At 72.0% G+C, this 20,814-nt stretch carries 20 protein-coding genes; 15 read left to right on the forward strand and 5 right to left on the reverse strand.

The window, feature by feature from the left end; translation table 11 throughout:
• Window positions 1–540: 540 nt before the first annotated feature.
• From urtA to TMZ1T_RS19110, 13 genes are all read left to right on the forward strand, one after another.
• Window positions 541–1,794 carry an urea ABC transporter substrate-binding protein gene (gene urtA, locus TMZ1T_RS19050; RefSeq protein ID WP_004326830.1) on the forward strand — a complete coding sequence of 418 codons (1,254 nt, stop codon included), beginning with the start codon at window positions 541–543 and terminating at the stop codon, window positions 1,792–1,794.
• 184 nt (window positions 1,795–1,978) lie between these two features.
• The gene (gene urtB, locus TMZ1T_RS19055; protein ID WP_012586233.1) at window positions 1,979–3,610 is read left to right on the forward strand and encodes an urea ABC transporter permease subunit UrtB; all 1,632 of its coding nucleotides are present in this window, start codon (window positions 1,979–1,981) and stop codon (window positions 3,608–3,610) included.
• A gap of 10 nt (window positions 3,611–3,620) precedes the next feature.
• The gene (gene urtC, locus TMZ1T_RS19060) at window positions 3,621–4,865 is read left to right on the forward strand and encodes an urea ABC transporter permease subunit UrtC (protein ID WP_012586234.1); all 1,245 of its coding nucleotides are present in this window, start codon (window positions 3,621–3,623) and stop codon (window positions 4,863–4,865) included.
• Window positions 4,862–5,728, forward strand: a complete 867-nt coding sequence (urtD, locus tag TMZ1T_RS19065) for an urea ABC transporter ATP-binding protein UrtD (RefSeq protein WP_012586235.1) — start codon at window positions 4,862–4,864, stop codon at window positions 5,726–5,728. The genes urtC and urtD overlap by 4 nt, the downstream gene beginning before the upstream one ends.
• 6 nt (window positions 5,729–5,734) lie before the next feature.
• Entirely contained in the window at window positions 5,735–6,427 is a 693-nt protein-coding gene (urtE, locus tag TMZ1T_RS19070) for an urea ABC transporter ATP-binding subunit UrtE (RefSeq protein ID WP_004329020.1), read from the forward strand.
• A 218-nt stretch (window positions 6,428–6,645) separates the two neighbouring features.
• A complete protein-coding gene (locus TMZ1T_RS19075) occupies window positions 6,646–7,524 on the forward strand; it encodes an urease accessory protein UreD (RefSeq protein ID WP_012586236.1) in 879 nt (292 codons plus the stop codon).
• A gap of 38 nt (window positions 7,525–7,562) precedes the next feature.
• Window positions 7,563–7,865, forward strand: coding sequence for an urease subunit gamma (gene ureA / locus TMZ1T_RS19080; RefSeq protein ID WP_004324669.1), 303 nt, complete (start codon window positions 7,563–7,565; stop codon window positions 7,863–7,865).
• An 11-nt stretch (window positions 7,866–7,876) separates the two neighbouring features.
• A complete protein-coding gene (locus TMZ1T_RS19085; RefSeq protein ID WP_004324671.1) occupies window positions 7,877–8,230 on the forward strand; it encodes an urease subunit beta in 354 nt (117 codons plus the stop codon).
• A complete protein-coding gene (ureC, locus tag TMZ1T_RS19090; protein WP_012586237.1) occupies window positions 8,230–9,981 on the forward strand; it encodes an urease subunit alpha in 1,752 nt (583 codons plus the stop codon). The genes TMZ1T_RS19085 and ureC overlap by 1 nt, the downstream gene beginning before the upstream one ends.
• Window positions 9,982–10,018: 37 nt before the next feature.
• Complete coding sequence (gene ureE / locus TMZ1T_RS19095) at window positions 10,019–10,567, forward strand: urease accessory protein UreE (protein ID WP_012586238.1); 549 nt, start codon at window positions 10,019–10,021, stop codon at window positions 10,565–10,567.
• Window positions 10,564–11,343 carry an urease accessory protein UreF gene (locus tag TMZ1T_RS19100; protein WP_012586239.1) on the forward strand — a complete coding sequence of 260 codons (780 nt, stop codon included), beginning with the start codon at window positions 10,564–10,566 and terminating at the stop codon, window positions 11,341–11,343. The genes ureE and TMZ1T_RS19100 overlap by 4 nt, the downstream gene beginning before the upstream one ends.
• Window positions 11,340–12,017, forward strand: a complete 678-nt coding sequence (gene ureG / locus TMZ1T_RS19105; protein ID WP_012586240.1) for an urease accessory protein UreG — start codon at window positions 11,340–11,342, stop codon at window positions 12,015–12,017. The genes TMZ1T_RS19100 and ureG overlap by 4 nt, the downstream gene beginning before the upstream one ends.
• A gap of 38 nt (window positions 12,018–12,055) precedes the next feature.
• A complete protein-coding gene (locus tag TMZ1T_RS19110) occupies window positions 12,056–12,637 on the forward strand; it encodes a HupE/UreJ family protein (RefSeq protein WP_012586241.1) in 582 nt (193 codons plus the stop codon).
• A 30-nt stretch (window positions 12,638–12,667) separates the two neighbouring features.
• Here TMZ1T_RS19110 and TMZ1T_RS19115 read toward each other — a convergent pair whose 3' ends face one another.
• Window positions 12,668–13,558: a LysR family transcriptional regulator gene (locus tag TMZ1T_RS19115; RefSeq protein WP_012586242.1), complete on the reverse strand. Its 891-nt coding sequence runs from the start codon at window positions 13,556–13,558 to the stop codon at window positions 12,668–12,670.
• A 114-nt stretch (window positions 13,559–13,672) separates the two neighbouring features.
• Here TMZ1T_RS19115 and TMZ1T_RS19120 point away from each other — a divergent pair, with 114 nt between their 5' ends.
• A complete protein-coding gene (locus tag TMZ1T_RS19120) occupies window positions 13,673–14,275 on the forward strand; it encodes a cysteine hydrolase family protein (RefSeq protein WP_012586243.1) in 603 nt (200 codons plus the stop codon).
• Between the two features lie 602 nt (window positions 14,276–14,877).
• Here the strand turns inward: TMZ1T_RS19120 and amaB are convergent.
• The 4 genes from amaB to TMZ1T_RS19140 form a co-directional block, all read right to left on the reverse strand.
• Entirely contained in the window at window positions 14,878–16,383 is a 1,506-nt protein-coding gene (gene amaB, locus TMZ1T_RS19125) for an L-piperidine-6-carboxylate dehydrogenase (protein WP_012586244.1), read from the reverse strand.
• Window positions 16,384–16,402: 19 nt separating this feature from the next.
• Window positions 16,403–17,542, reverse strand: coding sequence for a saccharopine dehydrogenase family protein (locus TMZ1T_RS19130; protein WP_012586245.1), 1,140 nt, complete (start codon window positions 17,540–17,542; stop codon window positions 16,403–16,405).
• Between the two features lie 97 nt (window positions 17,543–17,639).
• The gene (locus TMZ1T_RS19135; RefSeq protein ID WP_012586246.1) at window positions 17,640–19,004 is read right to left on the reverse strand and encodes an ABC1 kinase family protein; all 1,365 of its coding nucleotides are present in this window, start codon (window positions 19,002–19,004) and stop codon (window positions 17,640–17,642) included.
• A 53-nt stretch (window positions 19,005–19,057) separates the two neighbouring features.
• Entirely contained in the window at window positions 19,058–19,519 is a 462-nt protein-coding gene (locus tag TMZ1T_RS19140; protein WP_012586247.1) for a DUF3429 domain-containing protein, read from the reverse strand.
• 239 nt (window positions 19,520–19,758) lie between these two features.
• Between TMZ1T_RS19140 and TMZ1T_RS19145 the strand changes: the two genes are divergently transcribed.
• The gene (locus TMZ1T_RS19145; protein WP_004325689.1) at window positions 19,759–20,751 is read left to right on the forward strand and encodes an NAD(P)/FAD-dependent oxidoreductase; all 993 of its coding nucleotides are present in this window, start codon (window positions 19,759–19,761) and stop codon (window positions 20,749–20,751) included.
• The last annotated feature ends 63 nt before the right edge of the window (window positions 20,752–20,814 follow it).

Consider the following 20,814-nt stretch of genomic DNA (forward strand, 5'->3'; position numbering starts at 1 on the left):
CAACGCCCGTCGCAGTCGGACGACCCGATCGCGACTCGCGTCGCTCCTACAGGCCCCGGATCGCGTCGGGGCGGTTTTCGTGGGAGCGGCGCGAGTCGCGATTGCAGCCTCCTTCCCCCGCCAACGCCCGTCGCAGTCGGACGACCCGATCGCGGCTTGCGCCGCTCCTACAGGTCCCGGATCGCGTCGGGGCGGTTTGCGTGGGAGCGACGCAAGTCGCGATCGGCCAGGGCACCGGGTACCTCGACGAGGCACGCCGCGTGCACGCGGCCGGGAGTTTGCTGCACTGCGATGGTGCCCGTCTTCCGGGTACTGCATCGGCGCGGGGCGCGGCATCGCCGACAAAGGCGCGCTGCAGGGACGCCAGGAGAGCGGGTACAAGATCCGTCGGCGTGCCACGAGCGCATCAACGGCGCGGATTTAGGCCGCGTCCCACACTCCGTCCAGCGATTTTCCGACAACTTGGCACGCCCCTTGCAGAGGGTTCATCGACGCAGCCTGCGCTGCGCTCGACTTCCACCCACTGCAAGAGGTCCGTCCATGAACCGTCGCAACTTCGTCAAAGCCCTCACGCTTTCGGCTTCCATCGCCGCGATCGGCCTGCCCGCCGGCGCGCACGCCGCCGACACCATCAAGGTCGGCATCCTGCATTCGCTGTCGGGCACGATGGCGATCTCCGAGACCGCGCTCAAGAACGTGGCGCTGATGACCATCGAGGAGATCAACGCCGGCGGCGGCGTGCTCGGCAGGAAGCTCGAGCCGGTGGTGGTCGACCCGGCCTCGAACTGGCCGCTGTTCGCCGAGCGCGCGCGCCAGCTGCTGGCGCAGGACAAGGTCGCGGCGGTGTTCGGCTGCTGGACCTCGGTGTCGCGCAAGTCGGTGCTGCCGGTGTTCAAGGAGTTGAACGGCCTGCTCTTCTACCCGGTGCAGTACGAGGGCGAGGAGCTCGAGAAGAACGTCTTCTACACCGGCGCCGCGCCCAACCAGCAGGCGATTCCCGCGGTCGAGTACCTGATGAGCGAGGAAGGCGGCGGCGCGAAGCGCTTCGTGCTGCTCGGCACCGACTACGTGTATCCGCGCACGACCAACAAGATCCTGCGCGCCTTCCTGAAGAGCAAGGGGGTGAGCGATGCGGACATCCTGGAGGACTACACGCCCTTCGGCCACGCCGACTACCAGACCATCATCGCGCGCATCAAGCAGTTCGCCTCCGAGGGCAAGAAGACGGCCGTGGTGTCGACCATCAACGGCGACTCCAACGTGCCCTTCTACAAGGAACTGGGCAACGCCGGACTGAAGGCGACGGACGTGCCGGTGGTGGCCTTCTCCGTCGGTGAGGAGGAGCTGCGCGGCGTCGACACCAAGCCCCTGCTCGGCCACCTCGCGGCGTGGAACTACTTCATGTCGGTCGACAACCCGCAGAACAAGGCCTTCATCGACAAGTACCGCGCGTGGGCGAAGAAGAACGGCGTGCCCAACGCCGACACCGTGGTCACCAACGACCCGATGGAGGCCACCTACGTCGGCCTGCACATGTGGAAGCAGGCGGTCGAGAAGGCCGCCAGCACGGACGTCGACAAGGTCATCGCGGCGATGGGCGGGCAGAGCTTCAAGGCGCCGTCGGGCTTCACGCTGACCATGGACGCGACCAATCACCACCTGCACAAGCCGGTGCTGATCGGCGAGGTGCGCGCGGACGGCCAGTTCGACGTGGTATGGCAGACCAAGGGGCCGATCCGCGCCCAGCCGTGGAGCCCGTTCATCGAGGGCAACGAGGGCAAGCAGGGGCTGTGATCGTCCAGAAGATCGGGGTCCGACCCCGATTTTCGCCGCCGGTCCGGAGCGCGGCGGTTCTCCTGCAGGAGCGGCGCAAGCCGCGAGCCTCTTGCGGCGAGATCCCGCACGCCCCCTTGGCCCCACGCCTGCCGAACCGCCCGCCGCCCCAGCCGTTTCCCCGCAACTGAAGATGGAGCCGACGATGTTCGGACCGACAAGACGACCATGGCTTCTCGCCGCCGTGCTGTGCGTGCTGACGGCGCTCGCCGCGCTGCCGGCGCGGGCGGCGCTCGACCCCGCGCTGGTGCGCGGACTGGGCGGTGACTTCAACGCCCGCGTCGCCGCGATCGACGCGCTCGGCGTTTCCGGCGGCGACGAAGCCGCGGCGCTGCTGGACGCGCTCGAAAGCGGGCGACTCGGCACGCTCGACGGCCGGGTGGTGATCGTCGCGCCCGACGGGCTGCGCGACGCCGCCAGCGGCGAGGCGCTCTCCGCCGAGGCCGGGGCCGCGACCCGCATCACGGTGAACAACCGCCTGCGCCGTGCGATCGGCACCGCGCAGGCCGCGCTCGCGCTGTCCGCGCCGCAGCCCGCGCAGCGCCTCGCAGCGGCCAACACCCTGCGCGAGAACGCCGGCCCGGCCCTGCTGCCGGTGCTGGCGCGCGCGCTCGAGGCCGAGCCGGACGCCGCGGTGCGCGAGGTGCTGCTCTACGCCAGCGCCAAGCTGGAGCTGGCCTCGCCCGACCCCGCCCTGCGCCTGAAGGCGGCGCAGGCGCTCGGCGCCTCGTCCGATGCCGCGGTCAAGAACCTGCTCGCCGCGCTGCTGGAGAAGCGCGGCGAAGGTGCAGCGGCGAGCTGGGTCGAACCGGACGCTGAAGTGCGCGCCGCGGCCGCGGCCTCGATGCGCGCGATCGATCGCCGCATCGGCCTGGCGCAGACCGCCGGCACGCTGTTCTCCGGCCTGTCGCTCGGCTCCATCCTGCTGCTCGCCGCGCTCGGCCTGGCGATCACCTATGGCGTGATGGGCGTCATCAACATGGCGCACGGCGAGCTGCTGATGGTGGGCGCCTACGCCACCTTCCTGGTGCAGGGCGTGTTCCGCGCCCATTTCCCCGAATATCTGGACTTCTACGTGCTCGCCGCGATCCCGGCGGCCTTCCTCGCTGCGGCCTTGGTCGGCATCGCCATGGAGCGCCTGGTGCTGCGCCACCTCTACGGCCGCCCGCTGGAGAGCCTGCTCGCCACCTGGGGCCTGTCGCTGGTGCTGATCCAGGCCGCGCGCGTGCTCTTCGGCCCGCAGAACCTGGAGCTCGCCAACCCGTCATGGATGTCGGGCGGCGTCGAGCTCGCCGGCGGCGTGGTGCTGCCCTACAACCGCATCGTCATCCTCGGCTTCGCCGCCTTCGTGCTGGTGCTGATCTGGCTGATGATGCAGAAGACGCGGCTGGGCATGTTCGTGCGCGCCGTCACCCAGAACCGGCCGATGGCGGGCTGCGTGGGCGTGCCCACCGCGCGGGTGGACACGCTGGCGTTCGCGATCGGCTCCGGCGTCGCCGGGCTGGGCGGGCTGGCGCTGTCGCAGATCGCCAACGTCGGCCCGGCCATGGGCACCGGCTACATCGTCGACGCCTTCATGGTGGTGGTGCTCGGCGGCGTCGGCCAGCTCGCCGGCGCGGTATGGGCGGCGCTCGGCCTCGGCATCGTCGCCAAGTTCCTCGAAGGCTGGGCGGGCGCGGTCGTGGCCAAGATCCTGGTGCTGGTCTTCATCATCGCCTTCATCCAGAAGCGTCCGCAGGGCATCTTCGCCCTCAAGGGCCGCTTCGCCGACAGCTGAGGCCGCCGCCATGCGCACGCCCTTCATCCTGAGACTGTTCCACAGCATGCCGCGCGGCGGCTGGATCGCGCTGGCGATCTTCGCCGCCGTGGCCTGGATCGGCGTGCCGGTCGCGCACCTCGCGCTGCCCGAGAGCCATCCGCTGCACGTCTCCGCCTACACCGTCAGCCTGCTCGGCAAGATCCTGTGCTACATGGTGGTCGCCGTCGCCATGGACCTGATCTGGGGCTACGCCGGCATCCTGTCGCTCGGCCACGGCCTCTTCTTCGCCCTCGGCGGCTACGCCTTCGGCATGTATCTGATGCGCCAGATCGGCCGCGACGGCAGCTACGGCGCCGAGCTGCCCGACTTCATGGTCTTCCTCGACTGGAAGGAGTTGCCCTGGTACTGGGCGGGCTCGGATTCCCTGCTGTGGGCGCTGTTCCTGGTGGTCGCGCTGCCCGGGCTGGTGGCCTTCGTGTTCGGCTGGTTCGCCTTCCGCTCGCGCATCAAGGGGGTGTACTTTTCCATCATCACCCAGGCGCTGACCTACGCCGCGATGCTGCTGTTCTTCCGCAACGAGACCGGCTTCGGCGGCAACAACGGCTTCACCGACTTCAAGCGCATCCTCGGCCACGACATCACCTCGCCCGGCATGCGGGTGACGCTGTTCGCGCTCTCGGCGGCGCTGCTGATCGCCTGCCTGGTGCTCGGCCGCTACCTGGTGAGCTCGCGCTTCGGCCGCGTGCTGGCGGCGATCCGCGACGCCGAGAGCCGGGTCATGTTCATCGGCTACAACCCGCTGCACTACAAGCTCTTCATCTGGACGCTGTCGGCGATGCTGTGCGGGCTGGCGGGCGCCTTGTACGTGCCCCAGGTCGGCATCATCAACCCCTCGGAGATGTCGCCGGCGAACTCGATCGAGATCGCGGTGTGGGTGGCGGTGGGCGGACGCGGCACGCTGGTGGGCGCAGTGCTCGGCGCCGGCATCGTGAACCTCGCCAAGAGCGTGTTCACCGTCTACCTGCCGGAATACTGGCCCTTCGTGCTCGGCTTCCTGTTCATCGTCGTCACCCTCTACCTGCCCGACGGCGTGGTCGGCCTGTGGCGCAAGCTGCGCGCGCGCCGCGCCGCCGCGCGCCTGGACGACACCCGCAGCGCCGCCACGCCTGCGCCGGGCGCAGCCGCGGCGGCCCCGGGCACGCCCCCCGTCACGAGCGGCGCGCACGGCTTCGCCGCCCCCCCCACCGACACCGCCAAGGGAGCGAACGCATGATCCCCACCCTCGAGATCGAACGCGAGCGCACCCGCCTCGACGCCGAGCGCGAGAACGAGCGCGAGCACTGGGACGGCTCGGCCGCGGACGGGCGGGTGCTCCGGCCCGGAGAGCTCGACCTGTCGCACAAGGTCATCCTCTACCTCGACGACATCACCGTGAGCTTCGACGGCTTCCGCGCGCTCAACAAGCTCAGCCTGACCATCGACGCCGGCGAGCTGCGCTGCATCATCGGCCCCAACGGCGCCGGCAAGACCACCATGATGGACGTGATCACCGGCAAGACGCGGCCCGACTCGGGCACCGCCTTCTTCGGCCAGACCATCGACCTCACCCGCCTGACCGAACCCGAGATCGCCCACGCCGGCATCGGCCGCAAGTTCCAGAAGCCGACCATCTTCGAGCAGCACACGGCCTTCGAGAACCTCGAGCTGGCCATGAAGGCCGACAAGCGCGTGCGCCGCACCCTGTTCGCCAGCCTCATCGACGACGAGCGCGACCGCGTCGCCGCGGTGCTGCGCCAGATCCGCCTCGACCAGGCCGCCGACCGCCCCGCCGGGCTGCTCTCGCACGGCCAGAAGCAGTGGCTGGAGATCGGCATGCTGCTGATGCAGGAGCCACGCCTGCTGCTGCTCGACGAGCCGGTCGCCGGCATGACCGACGACGAGACCGAGCGCACCGCCGAGCTGTTCACGAGCCTCGCCGGCAAGCACTCGCTGGTGGTGGTCGAGCACGACATGGCCTTCGTCGAGGCGCTCGGCGGCAAGGTCACGGTGCTGTGCGAGGGTTCGGTGCTGGCCGAGGGGGATCTCGCCACGGTGCAGGCGGATCCGCGCGTGATCGAGGTCTACCTGGGGCGCTGAACGAACATGCTCAAAGTCGACAACCTGAACCAGTACTACGGCGGCAGCCACATCCTGCGCGGCCTGTCCTTCGACGTGCCCGTCGGCAAGGTGACGACGCTGCTCGGGCGCAACGGCGTGGGCAAGACCACGCTGCTGAAGACCCTGATGGGCCTGGTGCCCGCCGCCAGCGGCAGCATTTCCTTCCACGACCAGGACATCACCCGCGCGCCGTCCTGGAAGCGCGTCGCCGCCGGCATCGGCTTCGTCCCGCAGGGGCGCGAGATCTTCCCGCGCCTCACCGTCGAGGAGAACCTGCTCATGGGCCTGGCCACCCGGCCACGCGGCAGCGCCATCCCGCCGCGCATCTTCGACATGTTCCCGGTGCTGAGGCAGATGATGGGCCGGCGCGGCGGCGACCTCTCCGGCGGCCAGCAGCAACAGCTCGCCATCGGCCGCGCGCTCGCCTTCGGCCCCCGGCTGCTGATCCTCGACGAGCCCACCGAGGGCATCCAGCCCTCCATCATCAAGGACATCGAGCGCGCCATCCGCAGCCTCGCCGAGACCGGCGAGATGGCCATCCTGCTCGTCGAGCAGTACTACGACTTCGCGCGCGCGCTCGCCGACCAGTACCTGGTAATGGAGCGCGGCGAGATCGTCATGCGCGGCGCAGGGGCGGACATGGACCGCGACGGGGTGCGCGAGGCGCTCGCGGTGTGAGGGTCGCCGCGTCGCGGGGCGCGGCGGGTCCGGCGGGTCTGCGCGGTCGCGCTGCGCCGCCGCACCGCGCTGGTGCGCCCGCAGGCGAACGCACCAGGACAGGGCATCGACGGATCTCCGCCGCGCCGCGCAGCCCCACCGTCGCACCCGCAACACCCCTGTCAGGCGCAGCCATCGGGCGTTCAGAGAGCTGGCCCGGGTCTTGCTAAACCTCCCCCATGTACCCGCCGCTGCCTCCCCTCGCCTCTTCGCTATTGCCCCCCGCCGGCGCCGCGGTATCCACGCCCTGGCGCGCCGGGCTGAGCCTGGAATACGAGAAGCGCGGCGCACGCAGCGTGCTCGCACGCCGTGAGCACTTCGGCCCGCTGCGCGTGCAGCGCGCGCTCTACCCGGAAGGCGAGGCCGTCTGCCACACCCTGCTGGTGCACCCGCCCGCCGGCATCGTTGGCGGCGACGAGCTGCGGGTGGACCTGCGCATCGGCGCGGGCGCGCACGTGCTGCTGACCACCCCGGGTGCCGGCAAGTGGTATCGCAGTGCCGGCGCGCGCGGCGTGCTCGCGCAGCACATCGCGGTGGCGACGGGCGCGGTGTGCGAGTGGCTGCCGCAGGAGAGCATCGTCCATGAAGGCGCGCTCGCCGGGCTCGCCACCGAGGTGCGCCTGGAAGGCGATGCCTGCTTCATCGGCAGCGAGATGCTGTGCTTCGGCCGCACGGCCTCCGGCGAACGCTTCGCCCGCGGCGAGCTGGCGATGCGCACCCGCATCGAGCGCGACGGCCGGCCGGTCTGGCTGGAGCGCGGCGTCGTGCATGGCGGTGGCGGGCTGCTCGCCGCCGCGCCCGGCCTGCACGGCCAGCCGGTGAGCGCGAGCCTGCTGATCGCCTCGCCGCGCTGCGACGAGGCCTTGCGCGATGCCTGGCGCGCGCTCTCGCCCGCGGCCGGCGAAGGCGCGGTGAGCCTGCTGCCGGGCGTGCTGGTGGCGCGCTGGCTGGGGCCGGCCTGCGAGCCCGGCCGGCAGTGGTTCACCCGCCTGTGGGCGACGGCGCGCCCGGCAGTCGCGGGACGGGCGGCGCACACGCCGCGGATCTGGAACACCTGAAACCCATGGGCGGCAGCGCGCCGCCGCGGAGGAAGACGATGGAACTGAGCCCACGCGAGAAGGACAAGCTGCTGGTGTTCACCGCCGGCCTGCTCGCCGAACGCCGGCGCGCGCGCGGCCTGAAGCTGAACTACCCGGAGGCGGTGGCGCTGATCACCTGCGCGATCCTCGAGGGCGCGCGCGACGGCCGCACGGTGGCGGAGCTGATGGGCTACGGCGCGACCCTGCTGACGCGCGCGGACGTGATGGCGGGCGTCGCGGAGATGATCCCCGACATCCAGGTGGAGGCGACGTTTCCCGATGGCACCAAGCTGGTGACCGTGCACAACCCGATCGTGTGAGGAGCAGGCCGATGATCCCCGGAGAACTCTTCGTCGCCGACGGCGACATCGAACTCGCCGCCGGCCGTGCCACGCGCACGCTGGTGGTGAGCAACACCGGCGACCGCCCGATCCAGGTCGGCTCGCACTACCACTTCGCCGAGACCAACAGCGCGCTCGACTTCGACCGCGCGGCGGCGCGCGGCTTCCGCCTGAACATCGCCGCCGGCACGGCGGTGCGCTTCGAGCCCGGGCAGTGGCGCACCGTCGAGCTGGTGGCGCTCGATGGCGAGCGCGAGGTGTACGGCTTCAACGGCCTCGTCATGGGACGGCTGGACGAGCCCGCGACCGCGCCCGCCGCGCACCGGACGCAAGGGAGCCTGTGATGGCGACGATCTCGCGCCGCGCGTACGCGGAGATGTTCGGCCCCACGGTGGGCGACCGGCTCCGCCTGGCCGACACCGAGCTCGTGATCGAGGTGGAGAAGGACTTCACCATCTACGGCGAAGAGGTGAAGTTCGGCGGCGGCAAGGTGATCCGCGACGGCATGGGCCAGGGCCAGGGCGTGGCCGCCGACGTGGCGGACACCATCGTCACCAACGCGCTGGTCATCGACGCGGTGGCGGGCATCGTGAAGGCCGACGTGGGTCTCAAGGACGGCCGCATCTGGAGGATCGGCAAGGGCGGCAACCCCGACATCCAGCCCGGGGTGACGATCCCGATCGGCGCCGGCACCGAGGTGATCGCCGGCGAGGGCATGATCCTCACCGCGGGCGGCATCGACAGCCACATCCACTGGATCTGCCCGCAGCAGATCGAGGAGGCGCTGAGCTCGGGCGTCACCACCATGCTGGGCGGCGGCACCGGGCCGGCGACCGGCACCTTCGCCACCACCTGCACGCCGGGCCCCTGGCACATCCACCGCATGCTGGAGGCTGCCGAGGCCTTCCCGATGAACCTCGGCTTCTTCGGCAAGGGCAACGCCAGCCTGCCGGCGCCGCTGAAGGAGCAGGTGCAGGCCGGCGTGATCGGGCTGAAGCTGCACGAGGACTGGGGCACGACGCCGGCGGCGATCGACAACTGCCTGACGGTGGCCGAGCAGATGGACATCCAGGTCGCCATCCACACCGACACGCTCAACGAGTCGGGCTTCGTCGAGACCACGCTGGCGGCGTTCAAGGATCGCACCATCCACACCTTCCACACCGAGGGCGCGGGCGGCGGCCACGCGCCGGACATCATCCGCGCGATCAGCCGCCCCAACGTGCTGCCGTCCTCGACCAACCCGACGCGGCCCTACACGGTCAACACCATCGACGAGCACCTCGACATGCTGATGGTGTGCCACCACCTCGATCCGAGCATCGCCGAGGACGTGGCCTTCGCCGAATCGCGCATCCGCCGCGAGACCATCGCCGCCGAGGACATCCTGCACGACACCGGCGCGTTCTCGATGATGTCGTCCGACTCGCAGGCCATGGGCCGGGTGGGCGAGGTGGTGATCCGCACCTGGCAGACCGCGCACAAGATGAAGCTGCAGCGCGGCTGGCTGGCGCCGCGGCGCAGCGCGGCGGCGGCGGTGCCGGACGCGGTGGCCGTGGTCGAGGGCAGCACCGCCAACGACAACTTCCGCGTCAAGCGCTACATCGCCAAGTACACCATCAATCCCGCGCTGACCCACGGCATCGCCCACGAGGTGGGCTCGATCGAGCCGGGCAAGCTCGCCGACCTGGTGCTGTGGCGCCCGGCCTTCTTCGGCGTCAAGCCGAGCCTGGTGATCAAGGGCGGCATGATCGCCGCGGCCGCGATGGGCGACCCCAACGCCTCGATCCCGACCCCGCAGCCGGTGCATTGGCGGCCGATGTTCGGCAGCTTCGGACGCGCGCTGAAATGCGCGGTGACCTTCGTGTCGCAGGCCGCGCTGCACAACGCCGCGGTGGCCGCGCTCGGGCTGCAGAAGCCGCTTGTGGCGGTGAAGGGCTGCCGCACGCTGACGAAGGCCGACATGGTGCTCAACGACGCCACGCCGCAGATCGAGGTCGATCCCGAGACCTATGTCGTGCGCGCCGACGGCGAGCACCTCGCCTGCGAACCCGCCACCGAGCTGCCGCTGGCGCAACGCTATTTCCTGTTCTGAGCGCAGCGCACCGGAACCGCACTGGAGACCTCCCGCCATGCCGATGACCGCAGAAACCCTGGCCGACTTCGTGATGCCCGCTCCCGCCACCGACGTGCTGCTGATCGAGCAGTTCCACGAGGGCGACGAGCCAGCGAGCGAGGTGCTCGAGCTCGACTTCGGCGCCCGCACCAAGAGCCGCCTGCGCACCCGGCTCGCCTCCGGCGCCGAGGTGGGCCTCTTCCTGCCGCGCGGCACCATCCTGCGCGGCGGACAGAAGCTGCGCGCACGCGACGGCCGCATCGTCGAGGTGCGCGCCGCCGCCGAGGACCTGCTCGAGGCGCGCTGCGCCTCGGCGGTAGCGCTGGCGCGCGCCGCCTTCCACCTCGGCAACCGCCACGTCGCGGTCGAGGTCGGGCACGACGAGGCCGGCGACTGGCTGCGCCTCCAGGCCGATCACGTGCTCGAAGGCATGCTGGTGGGGCTGGGCGCACTGGTCAGCACGCTGCGCGCGCCCTTCGAGCCCGAGGCCGGCGCCTACGCGCCCGGCCACCAGCACCCGGGCGACGGCAGCGGCGCGCGCATCCACCTCATGAGCGGGCAATGAGCGCCGCCACCCATCGCCCGAGGCCGGCGCCGGCAAGGCCATGCGCCGCCGCAGCCGCTGTCATCGAATGCAACGCCGCGGGAGCGGGTCGCGGCCTGTTGCCGCTGGTGCGCCTGCTGCAGCTCGCCAGCCCGGCACTGCCCGTCGGCGCCTACACCTACTCGCAAGGCCTGGAGTGGGCGGTGGAGAGCGGCCTCGTGCGCAGCGAGGCGGAGGCCGCGGCGTGGATCGGCGAGCTGCTGGAATGGAGCCTGGCACGCTTCGAGGTGCCGCTGCTCGGTTGCCAGCTCGCGGCGTGGTCGCGAAACGAAGACGCCGAGCTCGCGCGGCTCAATGACGACTTTCTCGCCAGCCGCGAGACTGCCGAGCTGCGCGCCGAGACGGTGCAGATGGGCTGGTCGCTGGTGAGGCTGCTGGCCGAGCTGGATGCGTTTGCGTCGATTCCCGGCTGGCGCGCGCGCCTGCTGGCGATCGAGGCCCCCGCCTTTCCCACCGCGTGGTCGGCCGCCGCCGCGGCCTGGCAGGTAGCGCCCGGCGAGGCGCTCGTCGCCTACCTGTGGGCCTGGCTGGAGAACCAGGTGATGGCCGCGGTGAAGGCCGTGCCGCTCGGCCAGAGTGCCGGGCAGCGCCTGCTCGCGACGCTCGGCGACCGCATCCCGGCGCTGGCGGCGGCGGCGCTCGTGCTGCCCGAGACGGCCTGGAGCAACTACACCCCCGGCCTGGCGATCGCCAGCAGCCGGCACGAGACCCAATACACGAGGCTGTTCCGATCATGACCCCGATTTCTGCCCTCCACGCCGCGCATGCCCCCACGACCGCCCGTGCACACGCCGGACCGCAGCGCGGCCCCCTGCGCGTCGGCATCGGCGGCCCGGTCGGTTCGGGCAAGACCGCGCTGACCCTGGCGATGTGCCTGGCCCTGCGCGACAAGTACGACATCGCCGTGGTCACCAACGACATCTACACCGCCGAGGACGCCCAGTTCCTCGTGCGCAACGAGGCGCTCGCGCCCGAGCGCATCATCGGCGTGGAGACCGGCGGCTGCCCGCACACCGCGATCCGCGAGGACGCCTCGATCAACCTCGAGGCGGTCGAGCGCCTGAACGCGCGCTTCCCCGGGCTGGACATCGTCTTCGTCGAATCCGGCGGCGACAACCTCGCCGCCACCTTCTCGCCCGAGCTCTCCGACCTGACGATCTACGTGATCGACGTCTCCGCCGGCGACAAGATCCCGCGCAAGGGCGGGCCGGGCATCACCCGCAGCGACCTGCTGGTGATCAACAAGATCGACCTCGCGCCGCTGGTAGGCGCCTCGCTCGAGGTCATGGACCGCGACGCGCGCAGGATGCGGGGAGATCGCCCCTTCCTGTTCTCGAACCAGAAGACCGGACAGGGCCTGCGTGAGATCATCGACTTCATCGAGCGCCAGGGCATGCTGGCCGCCGCCTGAACACCGCAAGACCTTCCCGCACTCCTGGAGAATCCACCATGACGATCCGCTTCCGCTCCGTGCTCGCCGCCAGTGCGCTCGCAAGCCTCTCGGGCGCCGCGCTCGCCCACCCCGGGCACGCACCCGCCAGCTTCGCCAGCGGCTTCGCCCATCCGCTCGGCGGGCTCGACCACCTGCTCGCCATGCTCGCGGTCGGCCTCTACGCCGCACGCCAGCCGGGCGCTGCACGCCTGCTGCTGCCCACCGGCTTCGTGCTGGCGATGCTCGCCGGCGCCGGCCTCGGCGCGCTCGGCCTCGCCCTGCCCGCGGTCGAGGCCGGCATTTCCGCCTCGGTGCTGGTGCTGGGCCTGCTGATCGCATTCGCCGCCCGCCTGCCGCTGGCGGCGAGCCTGCCCCTGGTCGCCGCCTTCGCGCTCTTCCACGGCCATGCCCACCACGCCGAGATGGGCGACGCCACCCTGCTCGGCTACAGCCTCGGCTTCGCACTCGCGACCGCGGCCCTGCACGCGGCCGGCCTGACGCTCGCACGCGCCTTCCCCGACAGCCGCGGCGGACGCCTTGCGCTGCGCCTGGGCGGCGGGGGAATCGCCGGCGTGGGCGTCGCCCTGCTCGGCGGCTGAAGCCTCCGCGGCAAGACCGCCGCGCCGGTGCTAGGGCGGCGCGCTCCGGGGAGACGGCACCCTGCCGGCGAAACCCGCCGCCGCCTCGTCGAAGCGCTCCACCAGCCAGTCCGCGGTCGCGGCGACGCGAGCGAGCGGACGGGCGTCGGGGTGGATCAGCATCCACAGCTCGCGGTACAGGATCGGCTCCGCGCCGGACAGGCGGACCAGGCCGGGGTCCGCATCGGCGACGAAGCAGGGTAGCAGGCCGTGGCCGATGCCGCCGGCCACCGCTCGCACGAGGCCGCGCAGGCTGTTCGAGCGCAGGCGGATGCGGCCCTCGCCCAACATGGCGTGCAGGCGGCGCATCTCCGGGGTGTGGTCGAGGTCCTCGTTGTAGGCCACCCAGTCGCCGGCGCTCACCGCCAGGTCGCCGCGCGCCGCGCCGTAGAGCGCGAAGCCGACCCCGGCGAGCTTGCGGATGAGGAAGTCCCCGCTCGCCGGACGCGCGAGGCGGATGGCAATGTCGGCCTCGCGGCGCGCGACGTTGAGGTTGTCGTTGCTGGCGACGAGGTCGACGCGCAGCTCCGGATGGCGGGCGTACAGGCCGGGCAGCCGCGGCACCAGCCACTCGCCGATCAGGGCGCTCACCGCGGTGATCCGCACCACGCCGCCGACCGCGCCGGCACCCGCCTCGGCCAGGCGCGTGATGCCGGCCACGTCCTCTTCGATGCGCGCAGCCCGCTCCAGCACGCGGGCGCCCACCGCGGTCGGCCGCCACAAACCCTCGTCGCGCTCGAACAGCGCCGTGCCCAGGCCCTCCTCCAGCGCGCGCAGGCGGCGCGCCACCGTGGTCTGATCGACCGCCAGCCTGCGCGCCGTGGCGGCGAGCGTGCCCTCGCGGCCGAGGGTGACGAGGAAACGCAGATCGTCCCAGTTCATGTGCCGGAATCCATGCAAATCTGCAGCAGTGTAGAGCAGGAATGTGCATTTACGCAGGCCGTCGGCCGCCTGTACGCTGCCACCATCGTTTCTCGACCCCACAAGGAGCCCCCCATGAGCACCGCATCCATTCCCCTTCGTCAGCTTTCCGGTCTGCCCGCTACCCCGGCCCGCCTGTCCGAGTCGGCGCTCGTCATCGTCGACGCCCAGAACGCCTACCGCGGCGGCGTGATGCAGCTCGAAGGCGTGGAGCCGGCCCTGGACGAATGCGCTCGCCTGCTGGCGCGCGCGCGCGCGCTGAAGATCCCGGTGGTGCACATCCAGCACGACTCGGGCCCCGGCTCGCCCTTCGACCCGAGCGCCGAATGCGGCGCGATCGCCGACAAGGTGGCGCCGGTGGCCGGCGAGGCGGTGGTGGTCAAGCACTACCCGAACTCCTTCGTCGGCACCGAGCTCGACGCGCACCTGAAGGCCGCGGGGGTCAAGAACCTGGTCGTGGTCGGCTTCATGACCCACATGTGCATCAACTCCACCGCGCGCGGCGCCTTCAACCTCGGCTACGCGGTCGCCGTGCCCGCCGCGGCCACGGCCACCCGCGCCCTGCCCGCGCCCGACGGCAGCGTGCTCGCGGCCGCCGCCCTGCAGGTCGCCGCGCTCACCGCGCTCGCGGACCTGTTCGCGGTCGTGGTCGCCGACGGCGCGGCCATCCCGGACTGAGCGCCGACGCGGGGAACACCCGAGAGACCCCCCATCGCCATACGGGAGCGACGCGCGTCGCGATCACGGCGCCCCAAATCCGTGCCGCCGTCCGGCACCGCCCGATCGCGACTTGCGTCGCTCCCACGCCCGCCCCCGAGCCCCGGCGGGAACCGTGCCGCCCTCCTGTAGGCGCGACGCAAGTCGCGACCACGGCGCCCCAAATCCGCGCCGCCGTAACGGCACCGCCCGATCGCGACTTGCGTCGCTCCCACACCCGCCCCCGAGCCCCGGCGGGATACCGTGCCGCCCTCCTGTAGGAGCGACGCAAGTCGCGATCACGGCGCCCCAAATCCGCGCCGCCGTAACGGCACCGCCCGATCGCGACTTGCGTCGCTCCCACACCCGCCCCCGAGCCCCGGCGGGATACCGTGCCGCCCTCCGGTAGGAGCGACGCAAGTCGCGATCACGGCGCCCCAAATCCGCGCCGCCGTACCGGCACGGCCCGATCGCGACTCGCGTCGCTCCCACGCCCGCCCCCGAGCCCCGGCGGGAAACCGTGCCGCCCTCCTGTAGGAGCGACGCAAGTCGCGATCACCGCTTCTTCCACGCGCGGCCGGACGTCAGCCGGCCGGCTCGAAACGCACCCCCTGCGCCAGCGGCAGCGCGTCGGAGTAGTTGATCGTCGCGGTCATCCTGCGCATGTAGGCGCGCCAGGCATCGGCACCCGCCTCGCGCCCGCCGCCGCTGTCCTTCTCGCCGCCGAAGGCGCCGCCGATCTCGGCGCCACTGGTGCCCGCATTGACGTTGGCGATGCCGCAGTCGCTGCCGGTGGTGGAGAGGAAGCGCTCGGCCTCGCGCAGGTCGGTGGTGAAGATCGCCGACGACAGGCCCTGCGGCACCGCGTTCTGGCGCGCGATCGCATCCTCCAGCTCCGCGTACTCGAAGCAGTTCAGCAGCGGCGCGAAGACCTCCTCCATGCTGTTCGTCACGGAGGGCGGATGCTCGACCAGGGCCGGACGCACGTACCAGGCCGCGGGGAAACGCTCGGCGAGCACGCGCTCGCCACCATCGATGCGCGCCCCCGCCGCGCGCGCCGCGGCGAGCGCTGCCTGCATGCGGGTGAAGGCCTCGCCCCCGATCAGCGGCCCGACCAGGGTGTCGGCCGCACGCGGATCGCCCACCACCAAGCCGGCAAACACCGCGCGCAGGCGTTCGAGCAGTTGCTCGCGCACGGCCGCGTGCACGAACAGCCGGCGGGTGCCGGTGCAGCGCTGGCCGGCGGTGCCGACCGCGCCGAACACGATGGCGCGCAGCGCGAGCTCGAGGTCGGCGCTCGGCGCCACGATCACCGCGTTGTTGCCGCCGAGCTCGAGCAGGCTGCGCCCGAGCCGCTGCGCCACCCGCGGCGCGAGCGCCCGCCCCATCGCGCAGCTGCCGGTGGCCGAGAGCAGCGCCACGCGGCGGTCGTCGGCGAGCTGCACGGCGCGCTCGGCGCCGCCCACGATCACCGCCGACAGCCCGCGCGGCACCTCCTCCATGCCCGCCGCCGCCTGTTCGAGCAGGCGCTGGCAGGCGAGCGCGCACAGCGGGGTGCGCTCGGAGGGCTTCCACAGCAGGCTGTCGCCGCACACCAGCGCGATCGCTGCGTTCCACGCCCACACCGCGACCGGGAAGTTGAAGGCGGTGACGATCGCCACCGGGCCGAGCGGGTGCCAGCTCTCGCGCAAGGCATGGCCGGGCCGCTCGGAGGCGATGGTCAGGCCGTGCAGCTGGCGCGACAGGCCGACCGCGAAGTCGCAGATGTCGATCATCTCCTGCACCTCGCCTTCGCCCTCGCTGCGGATCTTGCCGCACTCGAGGGTGACCAGTTCGGCGAGGAGGGCCTTGTGCTCGCGCAGCGCCTGCGCGAAGCGGCGCACCAGCTCGCCACGGCGCGGCGCCGGCACGCGGCGCCAGGCCTCGAAGGCCGCCACGCTGCGCGCGATCGCGGCATCGGTGGTGGCGCCATCCTGCGGCGCGAGGCGCGCGAGCAGGCTGCCGTCGATCGGGCTATGCACCGCCAGCGCGCCCTCGCGCAGGCGGGGGGCGTCGAGGCCGAGGGGAAGGAAGCGGGCGTTGCTCAACATGCTGGGGTCCTCCTCGGAGTCACATGCCGGAGGCCGGCCCGGCGAGGACGCCGCTGGCGGCGCAGCGCACCTCCTCGCTGTCGGTCAGGAAGTGGCGGCCGAAGCGGTTGGTGACGAAGTCGCAGAAATCGACGTCCTCCTGGCGCACGAAGCCCGCCTGCGGCAGGCGGCCCGCCGCGAGCAGGTCGAGCACCGCGCACAGCGCGCTCGCGGTGGTGAGCTGGATCGCGCTGCGCAGGCGGCCGTTGACCTCGGCCGCATAGAGCTTGCGCGCGAAGGTCTCCTGCATCAGCAGGCCCTCGCGCCGGCCGCTGACGGTGACGAAGACCAGCACCACGTCCTGCATGGTCACCGGGATCGCCGACTCCAGGATGTCCTTGAGCAGCGCGCGCCGCTCGCCCAGGCGCAGGTCGTGCAGCAGCAGCTTCATCACGTCGCGGTGGCCGCGGTAGCGCACGGTGCGGTAGTTGAGGTTGCGCACCCGGCCCTCGAGCGTGTCGCACAGCGTACCCAGCCCACCCGAGGTGTTGAAGGCCTCGTAGTCGTCGCCGTCGAGCGAGAAGTGCTCGAGCTCCTCGAGCGCCGGCATCTCGCGGCGCACCCCGTCGACGATCGCCTCGCAGGGGTTGAGGTACTCGTTGATGAGGCCGTCGGTGCTCCAGGTCAGGTTGTACTTGAGGCCGTTGGAGGGGTACTTGGGCAGTGCGCCGACGCGCATGCGCACGTCGCGCAGTTCGTCGAAGCGCGCGGCGAGGTCGTGGGCGACGATGGAGATGAAGCCGGGCGCCAGCCCGCATTGCGGGATCAGCGCGCTGTGCGCGCCGCGGGCGAGCTCGCGTACCCGGCGCGTGCTGGCGACGTCCTCGGTGAGGTTGAGGTAATGCACCCGCTGCGCCACCGCGGCCGCGGCGATGCGCATGCCGATGTCGAAGGGCCCGGCGTCGATCACCGCCCAGCGCCCTTCCAGCTCCGCGGCGAGCGCATCGGCGTCGGCGACGTCCAGCGCGCAGGCCTGCACGTGCGCGAGCTCTGCCCCCACGCGCTCGACCGCGGCGGGGTCGCGATCCGCGACCGTCACCGCATAGTCTCCGCTCCCGGCGAGCAGATCGGCGATCACCGTGCCGATCTTGCCCGCGCCGACGATCAGGATGTCCCTCATGACGCCCTCCCCGCGCGGATTGGCTGGTTTCAGGCCTTGAGACCCTGCGCGCGGGGAAATGGTTGCGCGGCGCGGGCCGCGGGGCGCCGGCGCCTCTTCAGCCCAGCCAGGGCGCCGCCAGCGCCGCCACGTCCACGCGCGCGCGCAGCCGCGCCGCGAGCAGGTACAGGCCGCCGAGCTTGCGGTGCAGGAAGAGCGCATCGGCGGGCGGGGTGTGCCAGAAGTCGCGCTCCATGCTCAGCTTCAGCCCGGCATCGCGCAGGCGCAGCGGCAGGTCGCTGGTACCGAAATCGTAGGCGCCGGGGTGGCGCACCGGCTCGCAAGCGATCTCGAAGAGGTCGATCACCGCATCGCGCTGATGGGCATGGATATTGTCCTGGAAGTAGCCGATCGCCTGCGCCGCCTCGCCCATCGTGACGCGGTCGCCACGCACCGAGCCCGCCATCAGGCGGCGGTAGGCCTCGACCACCGGCTCGGCGTAGGGCCGGGTGGCGCCGAAGTCGAGCAGGACCACACGGCCGCTGGCGGCGTCGAAGCGGTAGTTGGCGAAGTTGGGGTCGGTCTGGATGAGGCGGAACTCGAACAGCTCGCGGAACAGCAGGCCGATCAAGAGGCTCGCCACGCGGTCGCGCAGCGCCTGGTCGGCCGCCTGCGGGTCGGCGAGCGTCTCCACCGCCACGCCCTCCACCCAGCTCATCGCCAGGATGTCGCTGCGGGTGAGCGCATCGACCGCGCGCGGCAGCACGAAGTGTTCCGCATCGCCGAGCAGGCCGCCGAAGCGGTGCAGGCTCTCGGCCTCGCGACGGTAGTCGGCCTCCTCGTGGAGCTGGCGCTTGGCCTCGGCGAGCAGCGGCGCGAGATCGAGCGCCTTGGGCAGCAGCCCGGAGACGCGCAGCAGGGTGGCGACGTTGTCCACGTCGCTGTCGATGCTGCGCCGCACGCCGGGATATTGCAGCTTGATCGCCAGTTCCTCGCCATCGCGGGTGCGCGCGCGATGCACCTGGCCGATCGAGGCCGCCGCGCACGGGGTGAAGGAAAAGCGCTCGAAGCCCTGCTCCCAGCCCTTGCCCCAGTGCGTCTCCAGCACCTCGACCACCTGGCTCATCGGCATCGTGCGCGCGTCCTCGCGCAGGCGGGCGAGGATGTCGGCGAGTTCGGGCGGCAGCAGGCTGCCGGCGTCCATCGACATCAGCTGGCCGACCTTCATCGCCGCACCGCGCAGCTGCGCGAGCTGTTCGGCGACGCGGCGGGCGTTGGCCGGGGTGAGCACCAGCTCGCTCACCTTGGGTCGTTTGCCGGCGGCGAGCTGGCGCGCACCCTCGGCGAGCATGCCGCCCGCCACCCCGGTGGCGAGACTGCCCAGGCGGGCAAGACGGGACAGGCGGCCGCCCGGTACCACGGCGCTGCGCGCGGCATCCGCGACGGGAATGCTCGGGTCGATGGCGCTGGCGGCGGTGTTCATGGCGTGCTCCTCGGTGGAGATTCGGGCCGGGCTCGGGTGGGCAGGTGCAGACTTCAGTACGGCCATTGCACGAAGGCGCCGCTGATCAGCGCGATGCAGGCGACGGTGGTGAGGCGCAGGCGCAGCGGCAGATACCACTCGGGCAGACCGGCCACGCGGGCCAGACGGCGGTCCTGCACGTAGTGCAACACGAAGCCGAGCACCAGCAGCACCGCGGCGTCCGACGGCACCAGCAGCAGCGCCGGCCAGGCAATCAGCGAAGGCACCACGCTCCACAGCAGGCTGCGCACGCGAGTACGTTCGTCCAACCCGGGCAGCGCCATCGCGAAGCCCCAGTGCAGCGCGCACACGAAACTGAGGATCACGGCCCCGTAGGCGAACAGCGCGTCGCTCCAGGTGATGCCATGGTGGGCGTCGAGCAGGCTGGCGGGGGCGAGCACCACGAAGGGGATCAGGCCGGCGTAGCCGAGCCGGTTGGCGGTGCGGCGGACGGAGTCGGGAAGCAGGACGTTCATGATCGCGGCTCGCGGGGGAGGAAGAAGGGCAGGCTTGGGGGCGGAGGGACAGAGCGGAGTCCGGGGTGGGCGCCGTGGCCGGCCCTGCGCCGCCAACGGAGGCTCGGAGTCGGATTGCGCGCCTTGGCCATGCACGCCCCGCGCTTGAGTTCATCTTATGAAGCCAATCCTATTTTGTCCAGGACAAAAAGAGTATATTCAAGCTCGTGTCCAACTCCCCCCTTCCTCCCGGATCGCCCATGAACGCCAATCCACACCTTGCAATCATCGGCGCCGGGATTGCCGGCCTGGCCTGCGCGCGCAGCCTCGCCGACTCCGGAGTCCGCGTCACTGTCCTCGACAAGAGTCGCGGCCCGGGCGGGCGCACCAGCACCCGCCGCGGCGAGGGCTGGGCCTGCGACCACGGCGCGCAATACTTCACCGCGCGCCACCCGGACTTCATCGAGGAACTCGCAGCCTGGCAGGCGGCGGGGGTGGCGGCGCCGTGGCCGGCGCGCCTCACCGTGTTCGACAGCGACGGCCGCCGCGGCGTGCACGGCGAGGAGGCGCGCTTCGTCGGCACGCCGCGCATGACCGCGCCCGCCCGCCACCTGGCGCGAGGCCTGGACCTGCGCGTGCAGCTGACGGTGAGTGCGCTGCAGCGCTACCCGCACGGCTGGGAGATCGCCACCGCCGAGCGCGGGATGCTGCCCGAGGCCTTCGACGGCGTGCTGCTCGCGGTGCCCTCGCCGCAGGCGGTGCCGCTGCTGCTGCCCTTGTCGCCGGCGCTCGCCGCGACGGCGCAGGCGGCGCGGATGCAGGCCTGCTGGGCGCTGATGGCGCGCTTCGATGCCCCCCTGGCGGTGGATTTCGACGCCGCCTTCGTCAATCGCGGGCCGCTGCGCTGGGTCGCGCGCGACCGCTCCAAGCCGGGGCGGGACGGGCTGGAGACCTGGTCGCTGCACGCGAGCGCGGAGTGGAGCGAGGCGCACATCGAGGATGCGCCCGAGCGCGTCGCCGTGGCGCTGGTCGGCGCCTTCGAGGAACTCGGCGGGCGCATGCCGCTGGGCTGGGCGGCGCACCGCTGGCGCTACGCGATCACCGAATCCGCGCTCGACGGCGGCTGCGCCTGGGATGCCGCGCAGGCCTTGGGGCTGTGCGGCGACTGGGCCAACGGCGGCCGCGTGGAGGGCGCCTGGCTGAGCGGGCGCGCGCTCGCGCGCCGGGTGCTCGACGGCCTCGCGGCGGGCTGAGCGTGCGCGCATGAATGCGCTGCCGGGGTCGAGCATGACCGCGCCCGCGACGCGTCCCGCTCG

Source organism: Thauera aminoaromatica, from assembly GCF_000021765.1.
Classification (GTDB): domain Bacteria; phylum Pseudomonadota; class Gammaproteobacteria; order Burkholderiales; family Rhodocyclaceae; genus Thauera; species Thauera aminoaromatica.